The sequence below is a fragment of the Imperialibacter sp. genome (genome assembly GCF_040222385.1).
GTDB lineage: Bacteria > Bacteroidota > Bacteroidia > Cytophagales > Cyclobacteriaceae > Imperialibacter.
In genome coordinates this window covers 140,392-166,916 of record NZ_JAVKDF010000028.1, presented here as the reverse complement: position 1 = coordinate 166,916, position 26,525 = coordinate 140,392, and the positions used below count along the sequence as shown (strand labels likewise).

Sequence of the window (26,525 nt, the reverse complement as noted above, 5' to 3'; positions counted from 1 at the left end):
GTTAAGTATTCCGATTGTCTCCGATCAATGACTCCTTCGCAACCAATACTGGCCATCGTGGTTCCATGCTACAATGAGCAGGACGTCATCATTGACTCTCTTTCGACGTTGCGGGCCATTTTGAAGACAATGGTGTCAGAAAAACAAATTTCACCAGACAGCTATATTGTTTTGGTGGACGATGGCAGCACCGACAACACTTACAGCCCTATTCAAACCCGGCGAGACAAGAATACCCGCATCATCAAACTGGCCCACAATGTTGGCCATCAAGCAGCCTTGCTGGCTGGCCTGCACTACGTGACCGACAAGGTGGATTGCTGCATCAGCATCGACGCAGATCTTCAGGACGATATAGAGGTGATGCCAGAAATGGTCCGTCATTTCTGCAACGGGAAGCAAATTGTGTATGGGGTACGAAGTAACCGGGACAGCGATACTCTTTTCAAAAAGGGTACCGCCTCACTTTTCTATCAACTGATGCAGCAAATGGGCGTCCCCATTATAGACAATCATGCAGATTTCAGGCTGGTTTCCAACACGGTTCTAAAAGAGTTTAGCAAATACAAAGAGGTCAATCTGTTCTTAAGAGGTGTTTTTCCGCAGATGGGTTACCCTTCCAGTTCCGTTACTTATAGCCGAAAAAAAAGAAACGGAGGAGAGTCAAAATACCCACTCTGGAAAATGATGAAGCTGGCGGCAAATGGCATCACGTCATTCACCAACTATCCTTTAAAAATCATCACCAATGTTGGGATAATCGTGTTTGCTGGCAGTTTACTGGCAGCTTTATGGGTAGTCTACGTGGTCATCGCCGATAAAAACGTGCCTGGTTGGGCTTCCATTACCCTTCCCATCTATTTCCTGGGGGGAATCCAACTGCTTTCATTAGGCATAATTGGAGAGTACATTTCACGAATATATCTTGAAACCAAGCAACGACCCTTTTACCACATTGAAGAGATTGTGGAGTGATCTCCTATTCTTTGACCATTATAATGGCCGTTGGCGGCTCGAAAAGGTACCTTCCTTCAAATACTTGCTTCATGTCCGTTCTTCTCACATCCCTCCACTCCTTCTCGGCGGAAATCACAATGACTGAACCATGCGCTTTAATGAAATCATCCAGTTCCTCCTCGTTGTGCAGATCAGGGACAATTCGGTGAAGATTGAATACATAGGCGGGATTGATTCTTCGATAGTGCACCACGGGCATGTCATAGCCTTTAATTAAGGCCAGGCTATTCGCTACCGGGTTTAGCCGATCTACCGCCGGCATAGGAAACTGAAAAACAAGCATCAGGAGAACAACAAATGAAGCCGTGTAGCTATACAAGGCGCTCGCCATCTTCTTCTGATGTATAAACCAGAGACCGAGCACACCACCCAGGGAAGCAATCACAAATACCAGCGAATAGCCAGGAGACAGCTGCTTAAGCTCCGGGATGTTTTGGAAGGCTATCCATGCCGCAACGGGCAGTGCGATGGAAATAATGAGGTAAACAAACGCATTAAAAATTGGTCTGAATCGCTGCCAGCCCTTCTCTTCTTCCACCTTTACCAGGAAATAGCCTAGCAAAACGGCCACAAACGGCATACATGGCGCCGGGTAGCTTGGCAGCACCGTCTGCGAAAAGAAGAAAAAGCCGATAACAGCTATGAAGACACTGATAGAAAACAGCAGAAACGGCTGTTGTTTCCTTTCCTTCCAGCCAACAAAAAAAGCCTGAGGCAAAAATACCGACAGCGGAAGTAGTGCTGCAATCACTATCACAACGCCATCGAACGGGAAACCATGATGACCTTCGAAGGTGCTTGTATACCTGGAAATGTTGTGCGTAATGAAAAAGTACTCAGGCCATTCCCAGTTGGTAGCCAGCCCCGTGCCTACATACCATGGCAGACCAATCGCCAGCGACAGTACAATACCTTCGAAAGCCCTGAGTGACACAATCCTTTGCCAGCTGAAGTCTCTATTGAGCAACAAAAAAACAACAACAGACAGACCCGGTAAGGCATAGGCAATTGGTCCTTTGGCCACAAACCCGAGACCTATGCAGAGGTAGAACACGTAGAGATATGTGCTCTTGTGAGTTTGGTAGCCATAGAAAAACGACAACATGCCAAGGGTAAGAAGGAACAGCAAATAAGGATCCGGGGCCGCCATGCGAAACTGCCACGACATCTGAAGCGAGGCTGCAAGAATGAGAGCGGCGTAGAAAGCTACTTTTTCACCGAGTAGTTTTTTCACAAACTGAAAAACAACTATCAGCATTAAAACACCAAAAAGAACAGAAAACAACCTGGCTGAAAACGAATTGATGCCGAATAACTGATAGGCACCCATCATAAAAACGTACTGGAGCACGGGCTTGTCATGAAACTGGCCGTTAAATCTGGGGACGAAAAAATCTCTTGTTTCCAACATTTCTGCAGCACACTGCGCATTCTTGGCCTCGTCGAGAAAGTAAATAGAGGTTCCCCAGAAATTCCAGCCATAGCTCAGCAATCCCGCCATCACAATTACCCAAAGTCTGTTCTTCATAGTGCTAAAGATAGGCTACAGGGCACCTATGTTGGTAAGACACAGGCCGAACTTCACAAGAGCTTAACACGCCGATTCTCAAATTAATTTTTTCATATTCTTTTGTTCGTAGTCTGGAAACAAACGATGCGGAACTTCGCAGAATGAAGGTTCTTCGAAACACGCTTCTCGTACTCCTGACATTTTTTTTCACGCTGTCTGTCCAGCAATTTCTATTCTGTCCACGATTCAACTTTCAGGAACCCACATCATTTTCTGGCCCCAATATTTACAATCCGTATGCAAAGGCTGACTCATTGCATTGGCAAAAAGCCAATTTGCATGCTCACTCAAATGCCTGGCACGGCTTCACTAATGGTAATGGAACAGCTGAGGATATATGGAAAGCCTATGACTCGCTGGGTTACGCCTTCCATTCCGTGTCAGAGTATCATGCCATCGACAAGTTCCAAGCAGGCAGCTCCAACTACATCCCAGCCTATGAGCATGGTTACAATGTAAAAAAAACGCACTATCAGGTACTTGGTGACGAAAAAGTAACGTGGCTCGACTATATTATGCCGCAGACGCTCTGGAACAAGCAATGGCTGCTCAATAAACTATCGCAGAATCCGGAAACGCTGGTTGTTCTCAATCACCCTGCCATCCGCAGCGGTTTCGCCACAAGCGACCTCCAATACCTGGAAGGCTACCGGTGTATGGAGGTACTCAATCCGGCTGCCCAATCGTTCGATCATTGGGATGCCGCCTTGTCGGCAGGCAAACCCGTTTTCGTTGTTGGCAACGACGATATACACAACGTTTTCAAAACCTCCAGTCTGGGGCGATTTTGTACTGTGGTGAATGTAGCGGAGGTAAACAAAGACAATTTGTTTAATGCCTTAAGAACTGGTAACAGCTATGGCATGAGTTTGATGAAAATGGAGAATGAAACGCTGGCTCAAAAAGCGCATAGGATTGGAAACGCTCCTCAGTTGATCTGTCTCCAGGTTGTTCATGACACCATCTCTCTTCAAGTGAGTGAAATAGCTGATGAAATTACTTTTATTGGGAAAAATGGCTCTGAATTATCAAAAACATCCGGCAGTTCAGTAGCCAGTTATACCCTGGCACCGGGTGACGAATATGTAAGAGCAGTTGTGAGTTACGCAGACGGCACATCTCTCTACCTCAACCCTGTGTTCCGCTATAGTGATATGCCATTCAAAGTATCCGAAACAACCATCAATGCATCAGCCACGTTGCTGTTTCGCTTTTTGGGTGTTGTTCTTTTAACTGGCTGGGCCTATGTCATTTATCTTATCCTCCCCTACCGGCTCACCCGAAGGAGAATGGCTTACTCAGGTTGGGATGGGAACAACTTCCCATCAGAAGCATACTAGCTGTCTGAAAAAAACCTACACTACAATTCTCATCAGCTCTGGAATAAAAAGGAGCAACCCAAAGCAGTTGCCTCATCCCATTCGGGTACTCCACTAATAGAATCCGGTGAGAAAACCGGATTTCCACGGCTATATTATATCTATATCATGAGGCAATCAAAAACAATCTATTTGTTTGACAACCAGATTGTTATGCATTTAAAGGGTTAAATATTTCTATATTCGGCAATCACTTTTTTCCCTTTCCTTCCCCTATAGGTAATTTCATAATATTCAACAGCTGTATGGTAAAATACGAGGATTAAATTTCGAAGCTCACAATCTCAGTCGCTTTACCATTCATCCCTGTACCTACAAACTGATACATTATGATACAACCCTACTCAAACAGCAGAACAATGAAGTTCGAAGGCGACAGCAAAAGCAGCGACCTTCTTATAGGAAATTTTGGCGACGTAGAATTCATAGCCAACGGTCAGTTCGATTTGGCTGGCATGATTTACAATCCAAAGGGCGCCGTCGAATTTGATATCGCAGGGACCGGCGCCGTTTCATTTAACGGCATCTGCCGGAAACTCACAGTAAAAAATGCCTCAGGCAACTGTCGCCTGGACTTCAGTAAGCTCAATTGCAAAGAAGTGAAGTTTATTTCGGTGGAAGGCGGTTCTCAAGTAATTATTGGAGCAACCCGGTTTATCAGCGAGGCAATTTTAAAAGACGATGCCATTCTCCAGTGTTCAGACAAAACAATATTGATTAACTATACGGTTTCAGATAAATCTCAAATAGAAAGAATGCCGAAAATGGCCAGCTAGGCAGCAAAAGATTTTTCGATTGCTTCGCCGCAACGATAAATTATAAAGTATCATTCCACATCATTTCGGGAAAGCACCCGAAAGGTTTGTAGGGTTGACCGGGGGTTTTATATCTCCGGTCATTTTTTTGTCCTGAAAAAAGCTTAAAATGAGTTAATTTTCTAAAAGAGGAGAAATACCTTACCAGAAACCAGTGCTGCCATGGACGCAACTCCGAGGCAGCCACCTCTCTGACAAGGAAATTCAACTGCCTTTTATGATAGGTTAACTCAATGAAAAAGTACCTCTTAATTGCATTTTTTGTTCCCTATCTCGCTTTCTCCCAAGAGGTTCCCCTTTTGAATACCGATAGTATTTTAACAGTACTTGAGGGAGAAATTGCGATTAAAGAGTCGTATATACAAAAGAAGTTGAGCACCTTAGACGCCTATAAATCCTCTCTCAGTAAATCAAGCAGTCTCAGCGACAAATACAGGGCATGCTGGCACATAGTGGATCAATACAAGTCCTTCCAATACGATTCCGCATTTTTCTATTCACTCAAACTCTCTGACCTCGCCTATCAAATCGGATCTTTTGAGTGTATTCAAACCGCTCGCATCAAAACAGCTTTTGTGCTGGAGTCGGGCGGACTGCTGAAGGAGGCTGCCGACACCCTGGAGGCGGTAGACCTGACCAACGTTCCTGATAGCATCCGAAGTGAGTTCTATTCGGTCACCACAAGGCTCTACGATTTCATGGCCTACTTCGTAAAGGATTTTTATTACGCCAAAATCTACCAGCAAAGAAGCAGAGACTATATGACCAGGGAATTGGCGCTTCATTCGCAGTCCTCCCTTCGCTCTCATTTTATTCGCATCCAGATCAGTCAGGCGGAAGGCGACTTCGAAGAGACAGAAAGAGTGTACCTCTCAATGGTCAAAAACTTTAAATTGACTCACCATCAGCTGGCCATGAGGTCGTATGATATGGGGGTCGTTTTTGATGAAAAATTCCCTGAAAAAGCCATCTACTACAAAGCACTCTCAGCCATAAATGATATCAGAGGTGCTGTAAAGGAGAACGTTTCTATGAGGGAGTTGGCAGAAAGCCTTTTCAGGAAGGGTGACTTGCGTCGATCCTCTCTGTTTATCAAACAAGCCCTCGACGACGCCAACTTCTACTCGTCCCGGCTTCGAAAAGTAGAGGTATCAGACATACTTCCAATTATCGAGGGAAAACAGTACCAGGAGCTGGAAAGCAGAAACACAAGGGTCATCAACTACTCCTACATCATCACCCTGCTGGTGATTGCCCTGGGGCTGTTCCTATTTATCATTTTCCGGCAGCTCCGTAAACTTCGGATATCAAAGCGAAACCTCGACACCGCCAACGAATCACTGTTCAATACCAATCACAAGCTGGAAGAATCCAACAAAATCAAAGAGGCTTATATTGGACAGTTTTTTAACCTTATTTCGGAGCACCTGTTCAAAACAGAAAAGCTAGTGACCTCTATCAACCGAAAACTAAGTCAAAGAAAGTTTGACGACCTTTCAGAGATCACGGACAACATTAATTCCTTCAAAGAGCGGGAGCTGCTTTACAAGAACTTCGATGATATGTTTCTCAACCTCTTTCCTGACTTTATAGAGAAGCTCAATGGCCTGCTGAAAAAAGATGAGCAATTAGATTCACATATGAAGTTACTCACCCCTGAAATCCGGATATACGCTCTTTTGAGACTCGGCATCAACGACAACAATCAAATAGCTCGCTTACTGAATTACTCCATTAACACGATCTACACCTACAAAACTCGGCTTAAGAATAAGGCCGTTGACCCCGAAACTTTTGAAGAATCTATCATAGACATATAGCGTCACCGCCAGAATAAGCCATCCCGCTATGCCCAGCCCTGAAATTCATTATCTTTATTAGATGAAAACTAGCCACTGCCTTGTTCTGGCCCTTATGGGTTTTATTTCTTGCTCAGCGCCAAAGGAAACCGACAACAAAGTTTACACAGCCTTCACCGGAGCCACTATTATTGATGGAACTGGCGCTGCACCTATCCAAAATGGTGTGCTGCTGGTGGCAGATGGTCGTATTGTGACGATGGGGGCAACGAGTGAGGTGACTTTGCCCGACAACACCACAGTGAAAGACCTTTCGGGCAAGACCATCATCCCAGGCCTTATCAATGCACATGGCCACGTTGGTGATGTAAAAGGCATAGAAGGTGGACACTACTCAAGGCAAAATGTAATCGACAATCTTAGCCTTTTTGCCAGATACGGCGTCACCACAGTGGTCAGTCTGGGGGCTGACAAAGAAGAAGCGGTATCGTTAAGAGCAGCCGTAGATACAGCGGCCAGGCAAAGAGCCCGTTTGTACATCGCAGGGGAGGTGATTTCCGGCAATACTCCGGAAGAGGCTGTTGCCGTAGTAGATCAAAATGATGCCATGGGGGTTGACTTTATGAAAATAAGGGTGGACGACAACCTCGGCAGCAGCCCAAAAATGACTGAGGAAATCTATCAGGCAGTGATCAACCGCTCTCATGAGCTGGGCTACAAAATAGCCACTCATATGTACTATCTGGACGACGCTAAAAAACTATTGGCAGCTGGCTCTGACTTCCTCGCCCACAGTGTCCGTGACCTCCCGGTGGACGATGAGCTTGCCGGCCTGCTCAAAGAAAAGAAAGTTTGCTACTGCCCTACCCTCACCAGGGAGCTTTCCACTTATGTTTATGAGGACACGGCTTTCTTCTTTTCAGACCCTTTCTTTCAGAAGGAATTTAATGAGGCCACAGTGCAGCCGCTGCTTGACCCGGCCAGACAAGCGCAGGTCAAAAACAGCAAAAGCGCCCAAACCTACAAACAGCAGTTACCAACCGCCATGGCCAATTTGAAGACGCTTGCTGACAACGGTATCACCATTGCCTTTGGCACCGACAGTGGCATCCCCACCCGTTTTATGGGCTACTTTGAGCACCTGGAAATGGCCATGATGGCAGAGGCCGGGCTGAGCCCTATGCAAATCATCGTGTCGGCAACGAGCGACGCTGCCAAGTGCCTTGATCTCAAAGATATCGGCAAAATTGCGTCAGGCTATTGGGCAGACTTTGTGGTGCTGGATGCCAATCCGCTGGAAGATATTAAGAACAGTAAGAGTATTTCAGGGGTTTGGATTGGAGGAGAGGAAGTCAAGTAGTCCTTGATCAATCCAGGCAGGCGGCTTTTTCAAGTAACGCTCTATTATTCCTACTGCTTGATTATCTTATACACTTCACCATCTACGTTAAAAAAGTAGAGCCCTTTCTTCCATGTCCCAGTGGCAACATCAAAGGTGGATTCCGTGATTTTTTGCTGAAAGTAAATCGCACCGGAGATATCATAAATTGTTATTTCCTCTGCCGGCTTACCCAGCTCTATATGTAAGTTCTCCCTGAAAGGGTTTGGTCCATAGCTGGTTTCCTTTTTTGCTTCTGCACCAGACAAATCTATGGCAATATTGGCAGAGGCAACAAGTTCATTGTATATCGAATACTGATAGATTCTGTAGATATTTCTCTCAAGCGCTGGGTTTTTGTGAATGAATTCATAGCCAACCGGTTCATTTTCTTTGCCAATAGCAGGAATTGTGTCAAGAACTCCTGTGCTCTCTAAAAGCAGAACGTAGTAGCTAACCTGATATTCGTAGCTTGTTTCCCAATTCAAAACCACGTTTTCTTCTATCCTGTCAGCTGAGAAAACCAATCTTGGGCATTGTTGAAAATGTGCCAATACCTCAGGGCTCGACATATATTCATTGATCTCATCCTTACTTTTTCTACTCCAGGAGCCTCCACTTATATTGGCTGACATCAGATAACCCTCCGTAGAATCATGTCCCGAACCAAACGCATGTCCAATCTCGTGCACTATAGTGGCGACAGTAGTTGTAAGTGAATTTTGGCGTTCAATTAGCATCATCCCAAGAGATGTCTCGGGTGCAGCAAACAGATGACCGATGTAGTTTCCCGTGTTATAGTTGAATTGGGTTATTCCAATTGTGAAATCAAATAAACCAGCTGATATTTCTTTCTTTTCCAGCCAGTTTCTTAAGTAGAAATTCACATCGCCAAAACTTTTTACTGAAGGATCGGCCACAGGTGGAAATGGGCTTTCTTCTATAGGCATTACGAGTTGCTTGATGCGCAGGTTGAAGTCAATATCGAAACTGCTGAAGTAAGTCTGTACAATTGAAAAGTACTCTAAAATCTCGGCCTCTGCCCTTCCAAACTGCTCCAATGTCCCACCAAGGCCCATATCACTCACGATTTGGAACTCGATCAATTGGCAACTTGAGTAAGCGAGCCGACTTCCAGCACTACCAACTTTGGTTTCTAGATCCATGTGCAGATCAAAACCACAATTGACGTTGAGATTTAGATCACTACTGTTGTTAGCAGAAAACTGGTACATGGAAGAATCAAGACGGATCAACTGAAAATACTCTTCCTTTTCATACCACCTCATTGAGTTGATCTTCCCGTCAATTGTCGTTGCAATAAAACGATCTTTACCATCCGAGCCATAACCTTCCCACAAATGGACGCTACTAGGAATCCAACCATCACCTGTGAAAATCATGTCGTATTGTTTGATTTCACTTCTCCTCCAGTGAACCAGGTATTCACCTGTCGGCAAATACAACTGACTCGCCTGGCTTTTGGTGATTTGCCCCCCTCGGATGAGCCCAGTTTGCGACGTAAATCGAGTGTTGGCCTGGCCTGGATCTGCCACAAACCTTACATCATTTTGCGCAATTGCAGAAATGCTTATAGCGAGACTGAAAACAAACAAGATGATTTTCATTGAAAAAAACTCTCTGAAAGTGGATGTTTACTTCATAAATGTATGAAAAACAGCATTATATTTTCTCTCAATCTTTTCAAAAAAACTAAGGTTTCTTCAAGGAATTTAATCGTCTCGGAACCGGAAGCTGGCGGTTCGATTAGTCCCTGCCAATGCCTGATGGTTAGCTCGCATGTCGTTTCAGCAGAAAAAGACCTCTTGTGTCCATCGGATCTGCCGGTATGGCATTAATTTTTTAGGGGAGGCCACCAACCCGACATTTACTTCGTATTTCATATAAGTAAGTCGTGTGAATATTACTTATTTGTAGATAAACCGTCAGTCAACCCTTCAACCAAAAAGCGTTATATGCGAAAACTGTTTTTACCAGTGCTTCTTTGTTTCGCCCTGGCCTCGTGCAAGTGGGACAATGAACAAGACCTCTATCCCGAGGAAACAGGAGGCGGCACCAACTGCGATGGATCAACTGCCATTACTTATTCGGCTTCCATCCAACCGATACTATCGGCTCGATGCCTTTCTTGCCACTCGGCAAGTGCATCCTCAAATCTAGGCGGGGGAGTCAGGCTCGATTCCTATCAAAATGTGAAAGTAAGGGCCGACAATGGCAGTCTGCTGGGCACCATCAAGCACCAATCCGGCTACCCCCAAATGCCTCAGGGGAGCAGCAAGCTTTCCTCCTGCCAAATCAGCCTGATAGAGCAATGGATTGCGGAAGGAACCCTTAATAATTAACACCGAACCATGAAGAGACTTTCAATTTTTATCCTTTTGGTTGCCTTTGCCATTGCACCATCACTTGCACAAGACCTGGATGACCTGCTCAACTCGATGGAAAGCGAAACCATCGACTATACCACAGCCACTTTCAAATCCTCCAGGGTCATCAACCTTCATTCGCCCGAAAGAGTAGCCCCCGGCGCAATGGAGTTCAGAATCTCGCATCGTTTTGGTCCACTCAATGGAGGTGCCTACAACCTGTGGGGCCTCGACCAGTCGTCGGTTCGTTTCGGGTTCGACTTTGGACTGACCAAATGGCTCATGGTTGGCGTGGGGCGGTCAACCTACGAGAAGACTTACGACGGCTTTGTGAAGGCAGCCATCCTCCGCCAGTCGAGCGGTAAAAAAGTAATGCCCCTTAGCGCCGTTTGGGTCAGCAATATGTCGGTAAATGGTTTGAGGTGGGAGTTTCCCGACCGCACCAATTACTTTAGCTCACGCATAGCCTTTGTGCATCAGCTTGTGCTTGCCCGCAAATTCAGCGACAGGTTCTCATTTGAGGTCGTGCCTACCTGGGTGCACTTCAATCTGGTAGAGGGTACCACCGACGTCAATGATATCCCTGCTGTTGGCTTCGGAGGCCGGATCAAACTCTCCCGCAGAACCGCCTTAAATGGTGAATACATTCTGAGGGTCGCCGACAAAAATGCCCCTAACGTAGCTAACTACAACGACTCCTTCTCTATCGGTTTTGACATCGAAACAGGTGGACACGTCTTCCAACTACACCTCACCAATTCTCTGGCCATGATGGAAAAAGGCTTTATTGCTGAAAACACCGACGCATGGGGCAATGGTGGCATACATTTTGGTTTTAATGTCACAAGAGAGTTTACACTGTCCAAAAAATCTACAATGGAATGAAAAAGACACCGAAATTAACCTTTGCAGTACTCCTCGCTCTTTCCGTATATGCAGGAACTGCCAGAGCGCAGATCTATATGCTGGAAAGCTCCAACGTCCGCTTCTTCTCCGACGCACTGATAGAAGACATCACAGCCACTACTACCTCTGCTCAGGGTTTGATCAACGTGTCCGAGAAGACCTTCTCCTTCAGGGTGCCAATCAAAACATTTGAGTTTGCCAAAGACCTGATGAAAGAGCACTTCAACGAAAACTACTTGGAGAGTGAAAAGCATCCTTACGGTACTTTCAAGGGGTCGATTCTCGGCAACTTCGATTTTACAAAAAATGGTGTTTATGAAGTGACCGCCAAGGGTGTGCTAGACATACATGGTGTGCCGCAAGAAAGATCACTACCGTCAAAACTCTTTGTCGAGGGTAGCTTCGTTCGCCTTGAGTCAATTTTCATGGTGAAATTAGTGGATCATGACATCGAAATTCCTCAGATTGTGTTTCAAAATATAGCAGAGGAAATAGAGGTGACTGTTAAATCGGATCTGGCTCCTTACAAAAAATAGCTCACCAAACTTATTGGCCAATTGTGGGTTATAACAAGATGGCTAGTAACAAAACAATTATTATCAGGGTCGCTGCTTCAGTCGTTATTTGCCTGGCAGTCGGCGCTCTCTCTGGTATTGCAACTTCATCATCGGTGTCTACCTGGTACACCACCCTAAACAAGCCGCCTTTTAATCCACCCAACTGGTTGTTTGCCCCTGTGTGGACCCTGCTTTACGCAATGATGGGGGTGGCCGCAGGTAGTGTTTGGTCCAGGGCGAAAGAGTCAATTGGGGTAAAACTCGCATTGGGCCTGTTCGTGGGACAGTTGGTACTAAATAGCCTCTGGTCTATCCTGTTTTTTGGTCTGAGAAACCCTACTGCTGCATTGGTCGAAATTGTGGTGCTTTGGATTGCCATCCTGCTTTCTATCAATCGATTTTATCTCATTAGCAAAGCTGCTGCCTGGCTACTGGTTCCCTATCTTATTTGGGTATCTTTTGCTGCCTTGCTAAATGCATCCATCGTTATATTGAATTAGCCCTTTCAGTATATTTGCCGCTTAATCTTCACTTATGAAAGCGGTTTACACCATCCTTCTGCTCATTACTTCCAACGTATTCATGACACTTGCCTGGTATGGCCACCTCAAGTTCAGGGAATTGAAGTGGTTTGAAAGTCTTGGTCTGGTGGCTATCGTATTGATTAGCTGGGGCATAGCATTATTTGAGTATATGTTTCAGGTACCTGCCAACCGAATCGGCTTTCGAGAGAATGGCGGCCCGTTTTCGCTCGTACAGCTCAAAGTCATTCAGGAGGCAATCACACTAATTGTGTTTACCGTCTTTACCTTACTTGTTTTCAAAACCGAGACGTTTCGATGGAACCACCTGGCCGGGTTCGCCTGCCTGGTGGCAGCAGTATATTTTTTATTTAAGAAATGACCTAAGCCATAACAACCTGTTTTTATAAGGCATCGGTTATTTTATCTGCCAATATTTTTAGAAGTTTATACTGGCATTTTAGTGACATGCCATGGGTAAATATATTGGCTTGGAAGCAATGCCCTGTCTGCCTTCTTCATTGAGTTAAAAAGCATGCGATGAAAAACCACCTAGTCCTACCTCTCCTGTTGATAATTTCGATTTTAACGGGTTGCTCTCAGCTGGAAAAGCTTAAGCTGGAGGCCGACAATCAGCAAATCAACTACACCGGCCGAATCGATTTTGGAAACCCCAAAGCACCTGTTCTATTCTGGTCGGGCTCGGAGGCAACATTGACTATTAACGGCACGGGCCTGAGGGTCGAGCTTGCGGACGAACGAGGCGACAACTACTTCAATATTGTCATCGACAAAGACAGTATCAGGTATATCAGGCTAGACAGCGCAACAAAGTGGTACACACTCGCCAAAGACCTGGAAGAGGGAGAGCATACCATTTCGCTCATCAAAAGAAATGAATGGGACAAAGGAAGCACCACCATTCACGGGTTTGAAGTTACGGGCGAGCTGCTGCCAACGCCTGAAAATTCGAGAACGATAGAGTTCATTGGCAACTCCATCACAGCTGGTTATGCCATCGAAGATCTGACTGGTGGCGATTCGCCTGACAGCGTTTATACGAACAACTACCCAACATACGGAGCGCTAACCGCTCGAAATTTCAATGCGGACTACCTTTGCACTTGCCGCAGCGGCATTGGCATTATGATCAGTTGGGATCCCACTATTATCATGCCCGAGGTTTTTCCCAGGCTAAACCCAAAAGACTCGGCAAGCAGATGGGACTTTTCAAGAATAACACCCGATCTGGTTGTGGTTAACCTCTTTCAAAATGATTCTTGGTTGGTCAATATGCCTGAGCAGCCTTCCTTCAGTCTCCGACTGGGAGAAACAGCCCCGAGCGAAGAAAAGATAATTGCCTCTTACCAGGAGTTTATCAGCATGGTCAGAAACGTGTACCCCGACACGCCCATCATTTGTGCGCTGGGCAGCATGGATGCCACCAAAGAGGGCTCAGCATGGCCAGGCTATGTGCAGGAGGCTGTCGACGGGCTGGGCGACTCGTTGATCTATACCCATTTCTTCCCCTTCATTGAAAAAGGAGGTCACCCAAGGGTGGCTGACAACAAAAAGATGGCAGAGAGTCTGACGTCATTTATAAGTGCAAAACTTAAGTGGTAATGGATGTAAAGCGGGACACTATCAAGGTTATTTGGATGAAAATGATTCTCCTGATAGCGCCGCTGGTGATCGTAGCGATGAGCTTTATGGTGTCACTGGCAAAAGATTATACTTCGACTGGCACGACACTTGCCGTTCTTCTCATCATGCTGCTGGCCAACTATCAGGTTTTCTCATCCCTCTATCCGATTCTGGCAAAAATCACCCTTGACGAGGAAAAGCTCACCATAAAGTATCCGTTCTGGGGCCGGGAGAAAAGCTTTAACTACAGCCAGCTTAAAGGATTCAAAAAGCAAGTAGTTCCATTAAACTTCCTGGCTAAGTTCGGCCTTTTGCTCTACACAGAAGATGGAAAAGTCGCTGAATTGTCGCCACTTTTCATCACCAACATACCAGAGATTGAAGATTTCCTTCAAACGAAAACCAACAACCTTGGTAAAGAACCATTTCGACTATTCAAGACAGTCTGGGATCGGCTGTTTTGGAGGTATTGACTTCATCCCTTCCAACTAAGTCCGCCCTAGTGATGTCTTTAAAAAAAGACAAACTTATGCGAGCTTCTGGAGTATTAGCCATTTTCTTTGTTTTCATTTTCTTAAGCTGCGGACAAGATGAAGGTATCAATCCGGCAGAAGAGAGCCTTGACTTCTTCGTTGACGCCAAACTCACTGGTGAATTTCCCTTTGCCTTTCCAGGCGATAATGTTGTTTTCCATCGTCATTACACCAGGGAAGATGACAAAGCCATAGCAGACGATGAGTACTCAGAAGATTTTTTCGTGGAGTTGGAAAACCCGGGGGAAAGCTTTGAATATACTGGTGAGGAGCTAAAGAAATTGAAAACGCTCTTTCTTTACTATTGTTACTGCGGATACACGTCGGATGTTGCTTTGAAAGAGGGCTCTATCAAAGGCACGAAAAAGTCCGAAAGGAAATACGAGTTGGACGTGGACGTCACCTATGAGTACTATCACATCGATCAGACCACAAAAGACACTATTGATACCTACACCAGGCAGGTGAAATACAAGGGCGTGCATCAGCAGGATGCAGTACCATCCGGCATGAGTGGTGCCAACTAAGCGAGTTAGATAGACTACGAGTTCGCTTTGTTAAGGAGCTTTTGCTGCCTTCACCGTCTCTCTGGCTTCCTTTTTATCTTCCTTACTTGCTACCGGAGCTGTCTCGTTATCGGGCGTACGAAAAGGTATACTTAGTTGAATCAAAATGGGAAAATGATCCGAACCAAAGGCTGGTAATCGCTGAATTTTGTCAACGGTGAAATGGCTGGACACGAATATGTGATCCAGGGGCCAGCGAAAGAGCAAGTATTTGGCATGAAAGGTATTGAAAAAGCCCCTTCCCACCCTAGGGTCGAGCAAGCCACCGATCCGCTGAAACAAACGTGATGTGTGCGACCAGGCCACATCGTTGAGATCACCTGTGATGATCACGGGTAGCGTACACTCTTTTGCCATTCTGCCTACCAAAACTAACTCCGCATCCCGGGGCGTCGACAAGTCTTTTTCCGTTGGGCTGGGCGGTTCCGGGTGAACGACAAACAGCTTTACTTCCTGGCCTCCCTCGGGCTCAAGCGTCATTTCAATCGATGGTACCTCTTCGCTTATGTGGTGGCTGACACTTGCATCTTTAAACGCCACATTGCTATAAAAACAGATACCATAAGTATTGTCAAGCGGAAGAAGAATGTGCTGTTTATAAAGAGATTCCAGTTCCTTCAGCCCGTCCTTCCATTTCTCATCGGTTTCGAGTGTAACAACAATGTCAGGCTGAAAATCTTTAACTAAATTAACAAGCGCCTGATAGTTGGTGTTGTACATCAATACATTAGCCTCCAATACCGAAATCGACGTTGACGAAAAAGCCGGGTTGGTGTCTTGCACCTGTTTGCTGCTTACGGAGGTATAAGGATAAATGATTGCCAACTGATAAAATACAGCAAGCAAGCCAACTGCCCCAATGCTTAAGTCTATCCAACTGCCGTAATCGGCAAACACAAGGTGGGTCGTCAAAAAAAGTAAATTCAAGACTGTTAGCTGAACGTGGGGGAAATCGAAAATGCGGAAATACCAGTCATCCTTTCTCACCAATTGAAAACTGGTAAAAAGTGAAGTTATCATCAATAGCGCCGAAAAGACTACCTTTAGTATATTCAATGAAGTGTAAGCTTACCGTTCTAGTCTCCTAAACTATTAAGATATTCGTTATCCCCACAATCTATTGTTAGTATCAAGGCCCATAATGAAGATAACACTGAAGATTGTTGCCACTGGTGCAGCCATATTGTTAATACTGGCAATTGTAGTGCGATTTTATGGCAGTGATTTCGTTGCAAAAAAGTTAAATACTCATTTTGAAAAGCTAACCGAGAGCAGCTATGCTATTGGCTACCAAAGCCTCGAAACATCTATTTTACCACCTGGAGTTACCATTCGGGGATTAACAATATCTCCCAGGGACTCCCTTCAACCAAAACCGTTCCTCATCAAGGGAAATTTACTGATTCCTAATATTTCAGCCACTCAAATTTCTGTTCAGGGAATATCCTTAGTCGGTCTACTTTTCAAAGACGAAATTGTCGTCAGCCAGGTTGGCCTCGATTCGCTTATCATTAAAACAACTTTACTCAGCGACAAAGACAGCACAGAAGCCATTCAGTTAAATGCCGCTGGCGAAGGCACTGATATGAAGGTCGAGATCAGGCAACTAAGCCTTCTCTCAAACGAGTTTTTTCTATTTGACGCTGTAAACGATTCTATTTCAAAGGAAATCACTCATGGCACTATTAACGCAGAGCTTCAAAATCTGATTCCATTTTCTCTTAATGATCAGGAAGAACTCGTAAGTGATGGAATAATAAAACTTACCAGGTTCCGCTATTTGACGCCTGACGGCCTGTATAAATTACAATTGGATTCAGCCAGCCTGGACTGGCGGGCAGAAAGCCTGGCGCTCTCTGGCTTTCACCTTATCCCACAATATCCGAAATACGAGTTTGCTCTTAAAAAAGGCCATCAGGTAGGTCGAAACGAAGTAGACTGCCAATCAATTACAGCTCAGAAAATCTCTTTCCCCCTGCTCATGAAAGGCGAGCTGCTGTCTATAAGCACTTTGAATTTTGACTCGTTAGTTGGCAACTTTTACCGGGACAAACGACTCGATCGCCCGGAAAATGAACCTGCCAAGCCTTTGCCACATGAATCTCTTCTGTCCTCATCGCTTCCATTCGATATCGATTCAATTGTGATCTCCAATAGCAGAGTCGCTTATCAGGAAGTCAGCAAAAAAGGCACAGCAGAAGGAGAAATCTCCTTTGATCGATTAAGCGCAACAATCGCCAACATAAAATCAAACAGCAATGAATATGCCACCCTAAAAGCCCGCACTTTTCTCTTCGATCAGGGACTGCTGCAAACGGAGATCCGGATCCCGATGAATCCAGACTCTCTCTACCACGTAAGTGGCTCAGTGGCGCCTATGAAAATGGCTGCTTTCAATAGGATATTGACAAACGTGGTTTTCATTTCAATAGAATCTGGAGATCTGGAGGAGCTCAAGTTCAATTTTAGCCACAACCGAACCAACTCGTGGGGTGAGCTAAGCCTCCTATACCAAAACTTTGAAGTAAGTGGAACCGACCAGGCCCGAGACAACTCCGACAATGTATTTCAGGATGTTAAACTTTGGTTATTTAACAAACTGATATTGAGAAAATCCAACGAAATGGAAACGGCACGGAACGGACAAATTAACGCCGACAGGCAAATAAAAAAATCCGTTTTTGCGTTTTGGTGGCATTCCCTTCTTTCGGGCATTAAACAGTGCATCAATCCTTTCGAAAAACCAAAAGAGTAGCACAAGCTTACTGCCAGATTTTACCTGGCTAAGAAATAGCCAGCTCCTTTAAATACTTTGTCGCTAAGTGCCGCATCTTTAAAATACTCTTCAGGATTTGAGTCAGAGCGAACCACCAGTTCTCCATTTGGCACATAACCCTCCATTTTCAAAGGATTTCCACTTTTAACGAGGTAAGTCACACTATACAGCGGGCTTCCAATGGGATTAAAATCATCAGCAAAGTTTCTATTGGACAGGTAGGCAATGCCTTGCAGGTATTTGGCCGTATTGGCTGAGTCAGCAGGATGCCCGTCTAGCAGCCATTTACCATCTGTCTTACTGAGTGTAAAGGCGGAATCCGGATACTCAAAGGTCACCTGATAGACACTGTCTTTAGTGATTCTGGCCAGCTGCTGATTGCGATACGAGGCAGAATTGGTCGAAAGGCTGGCTCCCATAAAGTTTGCTGCTGAATAAACTTCCGGCTTGTCGAACAACCTTACGTAGGTGCTGAACTGTCGCTGCCCTTCCATATTGAACCTCCCCACCACAAGGTCGAGCGTTTTCTCACCTCCTTCAAAAACTTCTACCCTCGTGCCTGCGCTATCCACCTGGTAGTCCTTCCATTTTGAGTCATCCTTAGCCACAAGCCTGCTTGGCTTTACCGACATCAGGCTATTCAAGGCACCTTTGACGCTGGATGAGGTTGCCGCCACTTTCTTGTCTGTGGCAGTATTTACCTTCCACTTGCCAGCCTCCTTCTCCATCACAAGTTGCTCACCACCGGCTTTGATCTGAACCTTTGTGACGGCAGCAGTATCAATCTGCACCAGTTCCGACCTAAACGACTTACTTCTACCCCTATCTGTTGTGAACTGAACCACAAAGTAAAGAGCAATGAGTATCCCAAGAACACCCAATAATTTCAATGTACTTTTCATAATTCGTGTGATTTTTCCGCTTTACGAACAAATACTACTCAACGGATCTAATAATTGCCTGCTGCCCACTGTTGCCTTTTGCGATTGTTTCTTTGCTTCCGCACAAAAGCATAGATGAGCAGCAGCAGTATGGGAAGCAGCACATTGCCATATTTTAAAAGCTCCTTTGTGCTATCCTCCAGCTGAACCAGTGGCCTGGCTGTTACTCCCTTGGTTCGAAGGTCGATCAGACCGGTGTCGTCCGAAAGCCAGTCGATAGCATTGGAAGCAAAGCTCACATTGTCGGCATTGAGCTGTTGCTGTTGCCCTTGTGGCCCATTGATAATAAATTGACCGTTCGACACAACGACCATCTTCGACGATGCAGCTCCACTCAGAGGCCCTTCTACGGCCATCGCCACCGGCAGTGAGCTATTTTGAAAATCATTCTCCGTCCATTGCCGTTGAATATCAACTGTTGTTGGTGGGCTCACCAGACCGGAAAGCTCCGAGGTTATGAGCAGATTCGTTGAATGGAATGCGGTATCAGTCTTGGTGAAACTAACTGTGCTGGCAAATGGCAAAAAGATAGACTCCAACCCTTTGGAAGCAGGGTGCTCAGAGAAGTTTTTGATGATGGGGAAGTAAGGAAAGGCAATTTGCCGGTTCATCGTAAACTGGCCCATTTGCTGCCGTACCGAGACCGGCGCATTTTCTGCATCCACCACAAACTCCCTTCCCATTTGAATGCCCAACCTTGACAGCCAGCTACTTACGCCGATGTCGTTAGCAGCCGACAAATATGCCTGGCTTAAGTCGCCGTTCAGGTTGCTGTAGGCCACGAACATGGTACCTCCGCCGGCCAGGTATTTGTCGAGCTTGGCAAAGTCTGCCTGAGGAATGGTATCCTTCGGATTGATCCAGGCCAGCGACCTGTAGTACTGAGGAACTGTGGCAGAATCGGAAAGAGCGAATGATTCAATTTGATAAAGCACCGACAACTGTTGGTATAACTCAATCATCTCCTCTAGTGGTGCCTCGCCATGCCCCTGTATCAAACCGATCTTAGGCTTGTCCGCAATGGCAATTTTTTTGATCGCCGTCGTAAGCGCATATTCCATGGCCGCTCCCGGCTGTATCAGGGGAATAATCTCCTTGCGGTCGCCCATTTGAATGATGGCCCCAAGGTAAGCCCTCATTTGCTTCATCTGGTCTTTTTCCCGCACATTCACCATCACCGGGTTAACCCCAGCCTGCTGGGCTTCCTGCTCTTTTTGCTCGTTCTCGTTGGGATTCAAAAATTCGTAAACCAGATAGCCGCCCGACCTGTTCTCGTATTCCAACAGCAAATCTTCAAAGTCCTGACGGGTGCTCACCAGCTGAGTGGGCAAGTCTTCAGAAAAGTAGGCCTTCACCGTGACCACCTCCGGTAAATCTTCCAATATGTCTTTGGTGGCCGTGCTGAGTGTGTATCGCTGATCTTCTGTAAAATCGCCCCTGAAATACAGTTTACTTGACAACAAGTTGACTACCACAAGAATGGCAGCCAGTATAATCAATTGAATAATTACATTTCTTCCCTTCATGTCAGTAGTAGTTTAAGATTGCCAATTGCGACGTGAAAGCATAGCTTGAGAAAACATTAATGAGATGACTATGAGCGAGCCAAAATAGATTAAATCACGAGAGTCGATCACCCCCCTGCTCATAGAATCGAAGTGGGTTTGCATGCTGAGGTAATAGAAAACACCACCAGCAATACCCCTGAAACTTGAGCCCAGCACATCGAATAAAATCTGAAAGAAAATTCCGATAAAAAGTGCCATTAGAAAGGCCACGATCTGATTGCTTGTGGTGCTGCTGGCAAATATGCCAATACCGATATAGGCGGCGGACAGCAACATGAGCCCAAGATAGCCGCCGATAATTCCGCCATGATCCACATTGCCCAGCTGTGACACAGTTATGTAGTAAGGTAGCGTACACAGCAGTGCAATAGCCACCAGTAGCAGGCAGCCGAGAAATTTACCTACTACAATCTGAAAATCGGACACAGCCTTCGTTGAAAGTAATTCGATGGTTCCACTCTTGTTTTCCTCTGCCAGGGTTCTCATAGTGATGGCCGGAATAAAGAAAAATAACGTCCAGAATGAAATTCCGAAGAACACCTGCAAGCTTGCCTGGTTGATCATGAATATATTGCTTCCGAAAAGCCAGGTAAAAAACCCGCTCATTCCCAGAAAAATAATGATCATTACATAGGCGATCAACGAATCGAAATAGGAGGCCAACTCCCTTCTGGCAATGATCCAAATCTTGTTCATATCAGTCGTTGTTGCTAGTTAATAAATCGACATTTGGTTTCAGAGATGTAAAGTCAATTGTGTTTGTCGGCCTTACCGCAATTTCGTATTGCGGTGTATAGGCTTAGTTGGTTAATTCTCTAAACACATCTTCCAGTTTGGTTTCATGGCCTGTCATTTCCAGTAGGTACCACTTTTTTGATACACACAGGTCAAACACCTCTTTTCGGGACGAAACTTCCGGCTTACTCCGAACTGAGAAGAAACCGGCTTTCCCGTCCACAGGCTCAACAGTTTCTACCGAAGCCAACCCAAGCAGCGCCTTTTTGACATCTGCGTCAGAGGCTTCAATTTTAACAGTCAGCAGCTCTTTGCCCTCCGCCTGGCTTCTCAACGTGTCGGAGGTACCGTCTGCCACAATTCTGCCCCTGTTAATAATCAGAATGCGATCGCAGGTGGCCTCCACTTCCGAAAGGATATGAGAGCTAAGGATCACCGTTTTCTCTTTGCCCAGTTTTTTGATCAGTTTTCTGATCTCTATGATTTGGTTAGGGTCAAGGCCGGTAGTTGGCTCATCCAGTATCAAAATCTCCGGGTCGTGAATCATGGCCTGCGCAAGCCCAACCCGCTGCCTGTATCCCTTAGAAAGTTCGTTGATTTTCTTGTGGCGTTCCCTTTCCAGGCCGCACATGTCAATCATGTCGCCTATTCTGGACGGTATTTTTTCTTTGCTCACTCCCTGTATTTCTGCACAAAACCGCAGATAGTCCACAATCGCCATATCAGTGTAGAGTGGATTGTTTTCAGGCAAATAACCGATCTTCTTTTTTATGTCCTCCTGCTGATTAAGGATGCTCAACTCGTCCAGCCTGACATCCCCACTCGTTGGTGCCATGTAGCAGGTAATCATTTTCATGGTGGTGCTTTTTCCTGCTCCATTTGGCCCCAAAAAACCAACTACCTCGCCGGTGTTAATTTTGAAGGAGATATCATTAACTGCCTTCTGCTCTCCATATTTCTTGGTCAGGTTCTCAACAACTATTGACATGATTTTTCTGTCTTAAAAAAACAATTAAGAAGTTTTCAACAACTACCAGCTTTTGAGTACAGTTCCGAAGAATTCCCGGAAACGGTGGCAATTTTATAAAAGCCTAAAGTTTTTGTCAAGTTTTGATGAAATGCCAATTGTTAAAAAATATTAAAAAAACATGGCGCAATTAAAAGACCCATAGCTGATATTGCGTTGTTAATTCAGACGACAGCGGGAAATAAAAATCAGCCTGCTTTCTTTTTCGCCAGCTATTCTTTCTTAAGTTATTAACTCTCATAGTCGACTTTAGTGAAGTTCACTAAAGCAATCCTTTTTGTAAATTTAGCTTGCATGAAAAGAAGCAGGGAAACGGCCACCAATGCTGGCAAAAAAACTGAAGTTAATGAAAGTATCAAGGCGTCCATGTCCAACGCCTCTCATGGAGTAGCACTGATAGATAAGGACTATGCGATTCAGAAGTTTAACCCCCACTTTGAGAGCGCTTTTTCACAGATTACAGGCACACTACCTAGAAGAGGACTCTCAATTATCGATTCACTTTTTCTAAAACATAAGGAAGCGACTTTCTCTCTTTTTGAACGTGCATTTAAGGATCAGGATACGATAAACAATATTCGTATCGAAGACACTAACTATAGTATGCGCCTTGAGCCAGCCCTTGACAGAAAGGGAAATTTAATCGGTGCTTTTCTTTACTTGATTGATGAAAAGGATGCTGACAAAAGTGAGCCTCCTAAGCCCCAAATGAACTTCCGGGCCCTTTTGGAAAGTAGTACTGACGCCGTTATCGTATTCTCAGCAGAGGGCAAACCAATTTATGTATCACCATCCACTGAGAAAGTGCTGGGATATACGCCGGAAGAGACGATGCAACTTGACCTGTACACAAATATACATCCCGATGACCTCCTTGCCAATCAAAAAATCATGGAGAAAATCATCCTCAGCCCAGGCATTCCAATAAAGGGGTATCGCTCAAGAATTCTGCACAAAGATGGCAGCTACCACATATACGATTCAACAGCTGTGAACCTGCTGAACGACCCATCTATAGGTGGCATTGTGGACAACATTAAAGAGGTTTTAGAAACAACAACTTCCAATGGAGAGGACGAACAATTTACAGATCTGTACTTCAATGCCATCGAGAGCTCGAAAATAGGTGTTTGGGAAATTGACCTTGTATCTGGCAAATCGGTAAGGAATCGAATTCATGATCAAATTTTTGGATACAGTGAGCAACCTGCTCAGTGGGACTTCCCGACCTTGCTCCAACATATCCACCCGGAAGATCGGTCGGCTACCAAAGAAATTCTCGAAGCGGCCAGAGCCGATGGCTTCTTTGATTTTGAAGTGAGGGCAATTTGGCCTGACAAGTCTGCCCATTGGATTAGGATGAAAGGAACCTATTTGAAGGATTCTCGGGCCCGGACTGAAAAACTTAGTGGCTCGGTAATAGACATTACCGAACGCAGGGCTACTTTTCAGGCGCTATTAAACAGCGAGAGTCGTCTGAAAGGCATTATCGACCACATGTCGGAAGGGCTGATAGTGGCTGACAAGACAGGCCGACTCCTCTACTGGAACGCAGCAGCTATCAAAATGCATGATTTCATGCCTTTGCAAATCCCTCCCAAAAATTTTATTGAACTGCTGAAATATTTCAAATTTGAACAACTAAACGGTCGATCTCTTCCTATCAGCAAATGGCCTTTAACAAGGCTTTTGAATAACGAAAAAGTGGGTGGCGTTGATGTCAGAATAAAAAGCATCAAAAACCATTGGGCCAAAGTGTTGAGGTACAATGGTGGTTCGTTTGCCGACAATCATGGCAGCCTGGTTTATTTCCTCACAATCAGTGACAAAACAGAAATAAACAACATCAAAAAGCACTTGCGTGACAGTGAAGAAAGGTTTTTGGACGCCTTCCATGCAAGCCCCGTGGCGCTGTGCATCACAAGCAGCAAAGACGCCATCTGTCTCGAAATCAACAAGAGTGCGGAAGATTTACTTGGTTACAGTTACGAAGAATATACAGGCAAGCCAATTCTAACACTCAACGGTGTGCCCCTGGCCGAAATGAAAAAAATATTTAGCCAAAAGAGTGAGCCCTCAAAGTCCTGGGAAAGGAAACTCTCGATCAGTACAAAACGAGGACAAAAAAAACTGATACTTTTTTCGGTTGAACAGGTTACGCTCAACGGTGAGGAATGCAGGCTGACAGTTTTTATGGACACAGCCAAAGCGAGATAGGTACAAAGAACGACTTTGGCTTGTCGGAGCTATGATTGCTGTAAGGAAACCAATAAAGTTTCCTTCGGGCTGGGTTTAGAAACTATTTGGCCGCAGTCTTACCGAGCATCTTCCTTATCAGGCTTACCTGCCCAATGTGATATGCCTCGTGGCTTAGGTATTTTACTATCACATCACCCTTTTCTCTATCAAGGCGTCCCTGGCTATCCCACTCCAAAACCCAGGCGGAGATATCATTAAACTGCTCTTTCAAGATATCGAGGCACGTCGCCCAGTCAATTGTTTTGGGCATTTTTCGGGGATCGCCAGTCTTGCCGTAGTACTGCTTGAGCTCCTGCGGAAAAGTCATTTCACCCGTCAGGTCTTCAAGCAACGTATCTCGCTGAGAAGCAATATGGCCCACGATCCAGTGGATATTGTTGATGTTGTCGTGAGTGAACGCCAGTGTTTCATCAATTGTGAGATCCGCCAGCAATGATTCTATTTTTTTCTGATTGAATTCGAGACTGGAGATAAGAATATGAGACGACATAAAAAGCTTTTTGCGTGCACTAAGATAGTAAGATGCGCCCAATAACTGCCAACGATCAGCTTGAAATAGCCAAAATAACCTAAAAACAAGAGCGATTACTTGACTTTCGGCTAAATAAAGTGTCGTCAGGTAAATACATCAACTAAATTGTTAGGTATATTTGTAACTAATAATTTTTTCTAAAGTATACCAACCGTACCGCAATTTGAGTTATAAAAGAAGTTAATTACCTCTTTTGATTTTTTTAGTATGATTTTTGTGCAAATTCATACTTCTGTTAATTGTGTATGCTAATCGAACTTAACCATCATGAAAAAAAGATACATTCTACCTGCTTCTATTCTCATGCTACTCGTTGCTGTTTTGTATTTCAGTCAAAGCAAGAGCAGCGAGGAGAACGACATTATCGTAAATGTGAGCAAAGGAAAATTTGTGGTTGACGTAACCACCACTGGCGAGCTCAGCGCCCTGCGTTCGGTAAGAATTTTGGGTCCCACAAGAGCTCAAAATTATAGAATTTACAACTTAAAGATAGAAAGCCTGGTTGATGAAGGAACCGTGGTTAAGAAGGGGGACTTTGTAGCATCTATTGACAAATCTGAACTTCATACCAGGCTTTCGGATGCGGCAAACAACCTGGAAAAGGCCCAATCGCAGTATGAACAAACAAGGCTTGATACCGCCATCAACCTGAGAGCTGAAAGAGAAAAAATAATTAACTTAAGATATGCGCTACAGGAAAAACAATTAGTGCTTGATCAGTCTCAGTTCGAGCCGCCTGCAACGGTAAAGCAAAACCAAATAGCCATGGAGAAAGCTCAAAGGGAGCTGGATCAGACGGTGGAAAACTATCAATTAAAAATTCAGCAGTCGGTCGCCAAAATGCAGGAAGTTGGCGCTACTCTGAGAAAAGAACAATCTGACTATAATTCTATGAAGTCTCTGCTTGAAGACTTCAACATACTTGCCCCTCAGGATGGAATGGTTATTTACACAAAAAACTGGGATGGCAACAAAATCGCAGCAGGTTCGCAAATAGGTGCCTGGAATCCTGTTGTGGCTACACTTCCCGATTTGACCCAGATGATGTCGGTCACTTATGTCAATGAAGTAGATATCCGGCGAGTGGCCCCGGGGCAAAAAGTTAAAATTGGCCTTGATGCCTACCCCGACAAGGAGTTGAGCGGTGAGGTAATGAAAGTCGCCAATATTGGTCAGCAAAATCCTAATTCGGATGCCAAAGTTTTTGAAGTAACCATCAACGTCAACGAAAGGGATCCTTCTCTGAGGCCTTCCATGACAACCAGCAACAATATAGTTGTTAGCGAGCTCGATTCGGTAGTTTTTGTCCCCCTTGAGGCCATCCATTCACGCAACGACTCCATTCAATATGTAATACTGAGCGACGGCACCAAGCAGGAGGTCGAAATGGGGTTATCCAATGCCAATGAAGCCATTATCAAGCAGGGGCTTTCCGGTAACGAAAAGGTATACCTATCGCTTCCTGCCAATATCGATGAAGGCGATATCAAGCTCCTCGAATCGTTAAATGGCAAGCGAAACCAGGGCGAGAAAAACGAAGTAGCCGAAATGACTGAATCGTCAGCCACACAATCCGCCGCTGGAAAACCTCTAGCTAACAACCCAAATCACTAAG

General features: G+C 45.1%; 24 protein-coding genes. 16 read left to right on the top strand and 8 right to left on the bottom strand.

The genetic code is table 11. From position 1 onward, the window contains the following. Positions 1-27 precede the first annotated feature (27 nt). Positions 28-975 (top strand): glycosyltransferase family 2 protein, encoded by a 948-nt coding sequence (locus RIG68_RS14995; RefSeq protein WP_350123767.1) that lies wholly within the window; start codon positions 28-30, stop codon positions 973-975. Positions 976-979: 4 nt separating this feature from the next. Here RIG68_RS14995 and RIG68_RS14990 read toward each other — a convergent pair whose 3' ends face one another. Further along, entirely contained in the window at positions 980-2,545 is a 1,566-nt protein-coding gene (locus RIG68_RS14990) for an ArnT family glycosyltransferase (protein ID WP_350123764.1), read from the bottom strand. A gap of 143 nt (positions 2,546-2,688) precedes the next feature. Between RIG68_RS14990 and RIG68_RS14985 the strand changes: the two genes are divergently transcribed. From RIG68_RS14985 to RIG68_RS14970, 4 genes are all read left to right on the top strand, one after another. Continuing rightward, a complete protein-coding gene (locus RIG68_RS14985; RefSeq protein WP_350123761.1) occupies positions 2,689-3,927 on the top strand; it encodes a CehA/McbA family metallohydrolase domain-containing protein in 1,239 nt (412 codons plus the stop codon). Positions 3,928-4,295: 368 nt separating this feature from the next. Continuing rightward, on the top strand, positions 4,296-4,742 hold the full coding sequence (locus tag RIG68_RS14980) for a hypothetical protein (RefSeq protein ID WP_339793510.1): 447 nt from the start codon (positions 4,296-4,298) through the stop codon (positions 4,740-4,742). Positions 4,743-5,014: 272 nt separating this feature from the next. Next, complete coding sequence (susR, locus tag RIG68_RS14975) at positions 5,015-6,601, top strand: SusR family glycan utilization regulator (RefSeq protein ID WP_350123758.1); 1,587 nt, start codon at positions 5,015-5,017, stop codon at positions 6,599-6,601. A gap of 61 nt (positions 6,602-6,662) precedes the next feature. Next, complete coding sequence (locus RIG68_RS14970; protein ID WP_350123755.1) at positions 6,663-7,940, top strand: amidohydrolase family protein; 1,278 nt, start codon at positions 6,663-6,665, stop codon at positions 7,938-7,940. A 50-nt stretch (positions 7,941-7,990) separates the two neighbouring features. Here RIG68_RS14970 and RIG68_RS14965 read toward each other — a convergent pair whose 3' ends face one another. After that, the gene (locus tag RIG68_RS14965) at positions 7,991-9,586 is read right to left on the bottom strand and encodes a zinc-dependent metalloprotease (RefSeq protein WP_350123752.1); all 1,596 of its coding nucleotides are present in this window, start codon (positions 9,584-9,586) and stop codon (positions 7,991-7,993) included. 348 nt (positions 9,587-9,934) lie between these two features. Between RIG68_RS14965 and RIG68_RS14960 the strand changes: the two genes are divergently transcribed. The 8 genes from RIG68_RS14960 (at position 9,935) to RIG68_RS14925 (ending at position 15,033) form a co-directional block, all read left to right on the top strand. Beyond that, positions 9,935-10,321, top strand: coding sequence for a hypothetical protein (locus tag RIG68_RS14960; protein ID WP_350123749.1), 387 nt, complete (start codon positions 9,935-9,937; stop codon positions 10,319-10,321). Positions 10,322-10,330: 9 nt separating this feature from the next. Next, entirely contained in the window at positions 10,331-11,230 is a 900-nt protein-coding gene (locus RIG68_RS14955; protein WP_350123746.1) for a DUF5777 family beta-barrel protein, read from the top strand. Next, positions 11,227-11,787, top strand: a complete 561-nt coding sequence (locus tag RIG68_RS14950; protein ID WP_350123743.1) for a YceI family protein — start codon at positions 11,227-11,229, stop codon at positions 11,785-11,787. Before RIG68_RS14955 ends, RIG68_RS14950 begins: the two co-directional genes overlap by 4 nt. A gap of 38 nt (positions 11,788-11,825) precedes the next feature. After that, positions 11,826-12,308, top strand: a complete 483-nt coding sequence (locus tag RIG68_RS14945; RefSeq protein ID WP_350123740.1) for a TspO/MBR family protein — start codon at positions 11,826-11,828, stop codon at positions 12,306-12,308. Positions 12,309-12,342: 34 nt separating this feature from the next. Beyond that, positions 12,343-12,711, top strand: a complete 369-nt coding sequence (locus RIG68_RS14940) for a DMT family protein (protein WP_350123737.1) — start codon at positions 12,343-12,345, stop codon at positions 12,709-12,711. Positions 12,712-12,869: 158 nt separating this feature from the next. Beyond that, the gene (locus RIG68_RS14935; RefSeq protein WP_350123734.1) at positions 12,870-13,952 is read left to right on the top strand and encodes an SGNH/GDSL hydrolase family protein; all 1,083 of its coding nucleotides are present in this window, start codon (positions 12,870-12,872) and stop codon (positions 13,950-13,952) included. Then, positions 13,952-14,446, top strand: coding sequence for a hypothetical protein (locus tag RIG68_RS14930; RefSeq protein ID WP_350123731.1), 495 nt, complete (start codon positions 13,952-13,954; stop codon positions 14,444-14,446). Before RIG68_RS14935 ends, RIG68_RS14930 begins: the two co-directional genes overlap by 1 nt. Positions 14,447-14,502: 56 nt before the next feature. Continuing rightward, positions 14,503-15,033 carry a hypothetical protein gene (locus tag RIG68_RS14925; protein ID WP_350123729.1) on the top strand — a complete coding sequence of 177 codons (531 nt, stop codon included), beginning with the start codon at positions 14,503-14,505 and terminating at the stop codon, positions 15,031-15,033. 30 nt (positions 15,034-15,063) lie between these two features. On the opposite strand, the gene RIG68_RS14920 is transcribed toward RIG68_RS14925, so the two are convergent. Beyond that, positions 15,064-16,128, bottom strand: coding sequence for an endonuclease/exonuclease/phosphatase family protein (locus tag RIG68_RS14920; RefSeq protein ID WP_350123726.1), 1,065 nt, complete (start codon positions 16,126-16,128; stop codon positions 15,064-15,066). A gap of 85 nt (positions 16,129-16,213) precedes the next feature. Between RIG68_RS14920 and RIG68_RS14915 the strand changes: the two genes are divergently transcribed. After that, a complete protein-coding gene (locus RIG68_RS14915) occupies positions 16,214-17,827 on the top strand; it encodes an AsmA family protein (RefSeq protein WP_350123723.1) in 1,614 nt (537 codons plus the stop codon). A gap of 20 nt (positions 17,828-17,847) precedes the next feature. Here RIG68_RS14915 and RIG68_RS14910 read toward each other — a convergent pair whose 3' ends face one another. From RIG68_RS14910 to RIG68_RS14895, 4 genes are all read right to left on the bottom strand, one after another. Then, a complete protein-coding gene (locus RIG68_RS14910; RefSeq protein ID WP_350123720.1) occupies positions 17,848-18,750 on the bottom strand; it encodes a DUF4340 domain-containing protein in 903 nt (300 codons plus the stop codon). Between the two features lie 47 nt (positions 18,751-18,797). Further along, positions 18,798-20,315 (bottom strand): GldG family protein, encoded by a 1,518-nt coding sequence (locus RIG68_RS14905; protein WP_350123718.1) that lies wholly within the window; start codon positions 20,313-20,315, stop codon positions 18,798-18,800. A gap of 12 nt (positions 20,316-20,327) precedes the next feature. Beyond that, complete coding sequence (locus RIG68_RS14900) at positions 20,328-21,053, bottom strand: ABC transporter permease (protein ID WP_350070523.1); 726 nt, start codon at positions 21,051-21,053, stop codon at positions 20,328-20,330. A 103-nt stretch (positions 21,054-21,156) separates the two neighbouring features. Continuing rightward, on the bottom strand, positions 21,157-22,080 hold the full coding sequence (locus tag RIG68_RS14895) for an ATP-binding cassette domain-containing protein (protein ID WP_350123715.1): 924 nt from the start codon (positions 22,078-22,080) through the stop codon (positions 21,157-21,159). A 333-nt stretch (positions 22,081-22,413) separates the two neighbouring features. Between RIG68_RS14895 and RIG68_RS14890 the strand changes: the two genes are divergently transcribed. After that, positions 22,414-24,336 carry a PAS domain-containing protein gene (locus RIG68_RS14890; protein WP_350123713.1) on the top strand — a complete coding sequence of 641 codons (1,923 nt, stop codon included), beginning with the start codon at positions 22,414-22,416 and terminating at the stop codon, positions 24,334-24,336. Between the two features lie 82 nt (positions 24,337-24,418). On the opposite strand, the gene RIG68_RS14885 is transcribed toward RIG68_RS14890, so the two are convergent. Further along, entirely contained in the window at positions 24,419-24,868 is a 450-nt protein-coding gene (locus RIG68_RS14885; protein ID WP_339791716.1) for a DinB family protein, read from the bottom strand. A gap of 309 nt (positions 24,869-25,177) precedes the next feature. Here RIG68_RS14885 and RIG68_RS14880 point away from each other — a divergent pair, with 309 nt between their 5' ends. Beyond that, a complete protein-coding gene (locus tag RIG68_RS14880) occupies positions 25,178-26,524 on the top strand; it encodes an efflux RND transporter periplasmic adaptor subunit (RefSeq protein WP_350123711.1) in 1,347 nt (448 codons plus the stop codon). Position 26,525: the final 1 nt, after the last annotated feature.

Bases quoted from the DNA above. Each gene is read 5' to 3' on its own strand.
- RIG68_RS14980 (WP_339793510.1), top strand. From the start codon at position 4,296: ATGATACAACCCTACTCAAACAGCAGAACAATGAAGTTCGAAGGCGAC.
- RIG68_RS14985 (WP_350123761.1), top strand. From the start codon at position 2,689: ATGAAGGTTCTTCGAAACACGCTTCTCGTACTCCTGACATTTTTTTTC.
- RIG68_RS14955 (WP_350123746.1), top strand. From the start codon at position 10,331: ATGAAGAGACTTTCAATTTTTATCCTTTTGGTTGCCTTTGCCATTGCA.
- RIG68_RS14930 (WP_350123731.1), top strand. From the start codon at position 13,952: ATGGATGTAAAGCGGGACACTATCAAGGTTATTTGGATGAAAATGATT.
- RIG68_RS14885 (WP_339791716.1), bottom strand. From the start codon at position 24,868: ATGTCGTCTCATATTCTTATCTCCAGTCTCGAATTCAATCAGAAAAAA.
- RIG68_RS14950 (WP_350123743.1), top strand. From the start codon at position 11,227: ATGAAAAAGACACCGAAATTAACCTTTGCAGTACTCCTCGCTCTTTCC.
- RIG68_RS14890 (WP_350123713.1), top strand. From the start codon at position 22,414: ATGAAAAGAAGCAGGGAAACGGCCACCAATGCTGGCAAAAAAACTGAA.
- RIG68_RS14995 (WP_350123767.1), top strand. From the start codon at position 28: ATGACTCCTTCGCAACCAATACTGGCCATCGTGGTTCCATGCTACAAT.
- RIG68_RS14970 (WP_350123755.1), top strand. From the start codon at position 6,663: ATGAAAACTAGCCACTGCCTTGTTCTGGCCCTTATGGGTTTTATTTCT.
- RIG68_RS14990 (WP_350123764.1), bottom strand. From the start codon at position 2,545: ATGAAGAACAGACTTTGGGTAATTGTGATGGCGGGATTGCTGAGCTAT.
- RIG68_RS14905 (WP_350123718.1), bottom strand. From the start codon at position 20,315: ATGAAGGGAAGAAATGTAATTATTCAATTGATTATACTGGCTGCCATT.
- RIG68_RS14900 (WP_350070523.1), bottom strand. From the start codon at position 21,053: ATGAACAAGATTTGGATCATTGCCAGAAGGGAGTTGGCCTCCTATTTC.
- RIG68_RS14940 (WP_350123737.1), top strand. From the start codon at position 12,343: ATGAAAGCGGTTTACACCATCCTTCTGCTCATTACTTCCAACGTATTC.
- RIG68_RS14915 (WP_350123723.1), top strand. From the start codon at position 16,214: ATGAAGATAACACTGAAGATTGTTGCCACTGGTGCAGCCATATTGTTA.
- RIG68_RS14935 (WP_350123734.1), top strand. From the start codon at position 12,870: ATGAAAAACCACCTAGTCCTACCTCTCCTGTTGATAATTTCGATTTTA.
- RIG68_RS14960 (WP_350123749.1), top strand. From the start codon at position 9,935: ATGCGAAAACTGTTTTTACCAGTGCTTCTTTGTTTCGCCCTGGCCTCG.
- RIG68_RS14925 (WP_350123729.1), top strand. From the start codon at position 14,503: ATGCGAGCTTCTGGAGTATTAGCCATTTTCTTTGTTTTCATTTTCTTA.
- RIG68_RS14910 (WP_350123720.1), bottom strand. From the start codon at position 18,750: ATGAAAAGTACATTGAAATTATTGGGTGTTCTTGGGATACTCATTGCT.
- RIG68_RS14880 (WP_350123711.1), top strand. From the start codon at position 25,178: ATGAAAAAAAGATACATTCTACCTGCTTCTATTCTCATGCTACTCGTT.
- RIG68_RS14895 (WP_350123715.1), bottom strand. From the start codon at position 22,080: ATGTCAATAGTTGTTGAGAACCTGACCAAGAAATATGGAGAGCAGAAG.
- susR (WP_350123758.1), top strand. From the start codon at position 5,015: ATGAAAAAGTACCTCTTAATTGCATTTTTTGTTCCCTATCTCGCTTTC.
- RIG68_RS14945 (WP_350123740.1), top strand. From the start codon at position 11,826: ATGGCTAGTAACAAAACAATTATTATCAGGGTCGCTGCTTCAGTCGTT.
- RIG68_RS14965 (WP_350123752.1), bottom strand. From the start codon at position 9,586: ATGAAAATCATCTTGTTTGTTTTCAGTCTCGCTATAAGCATTTCTGCA.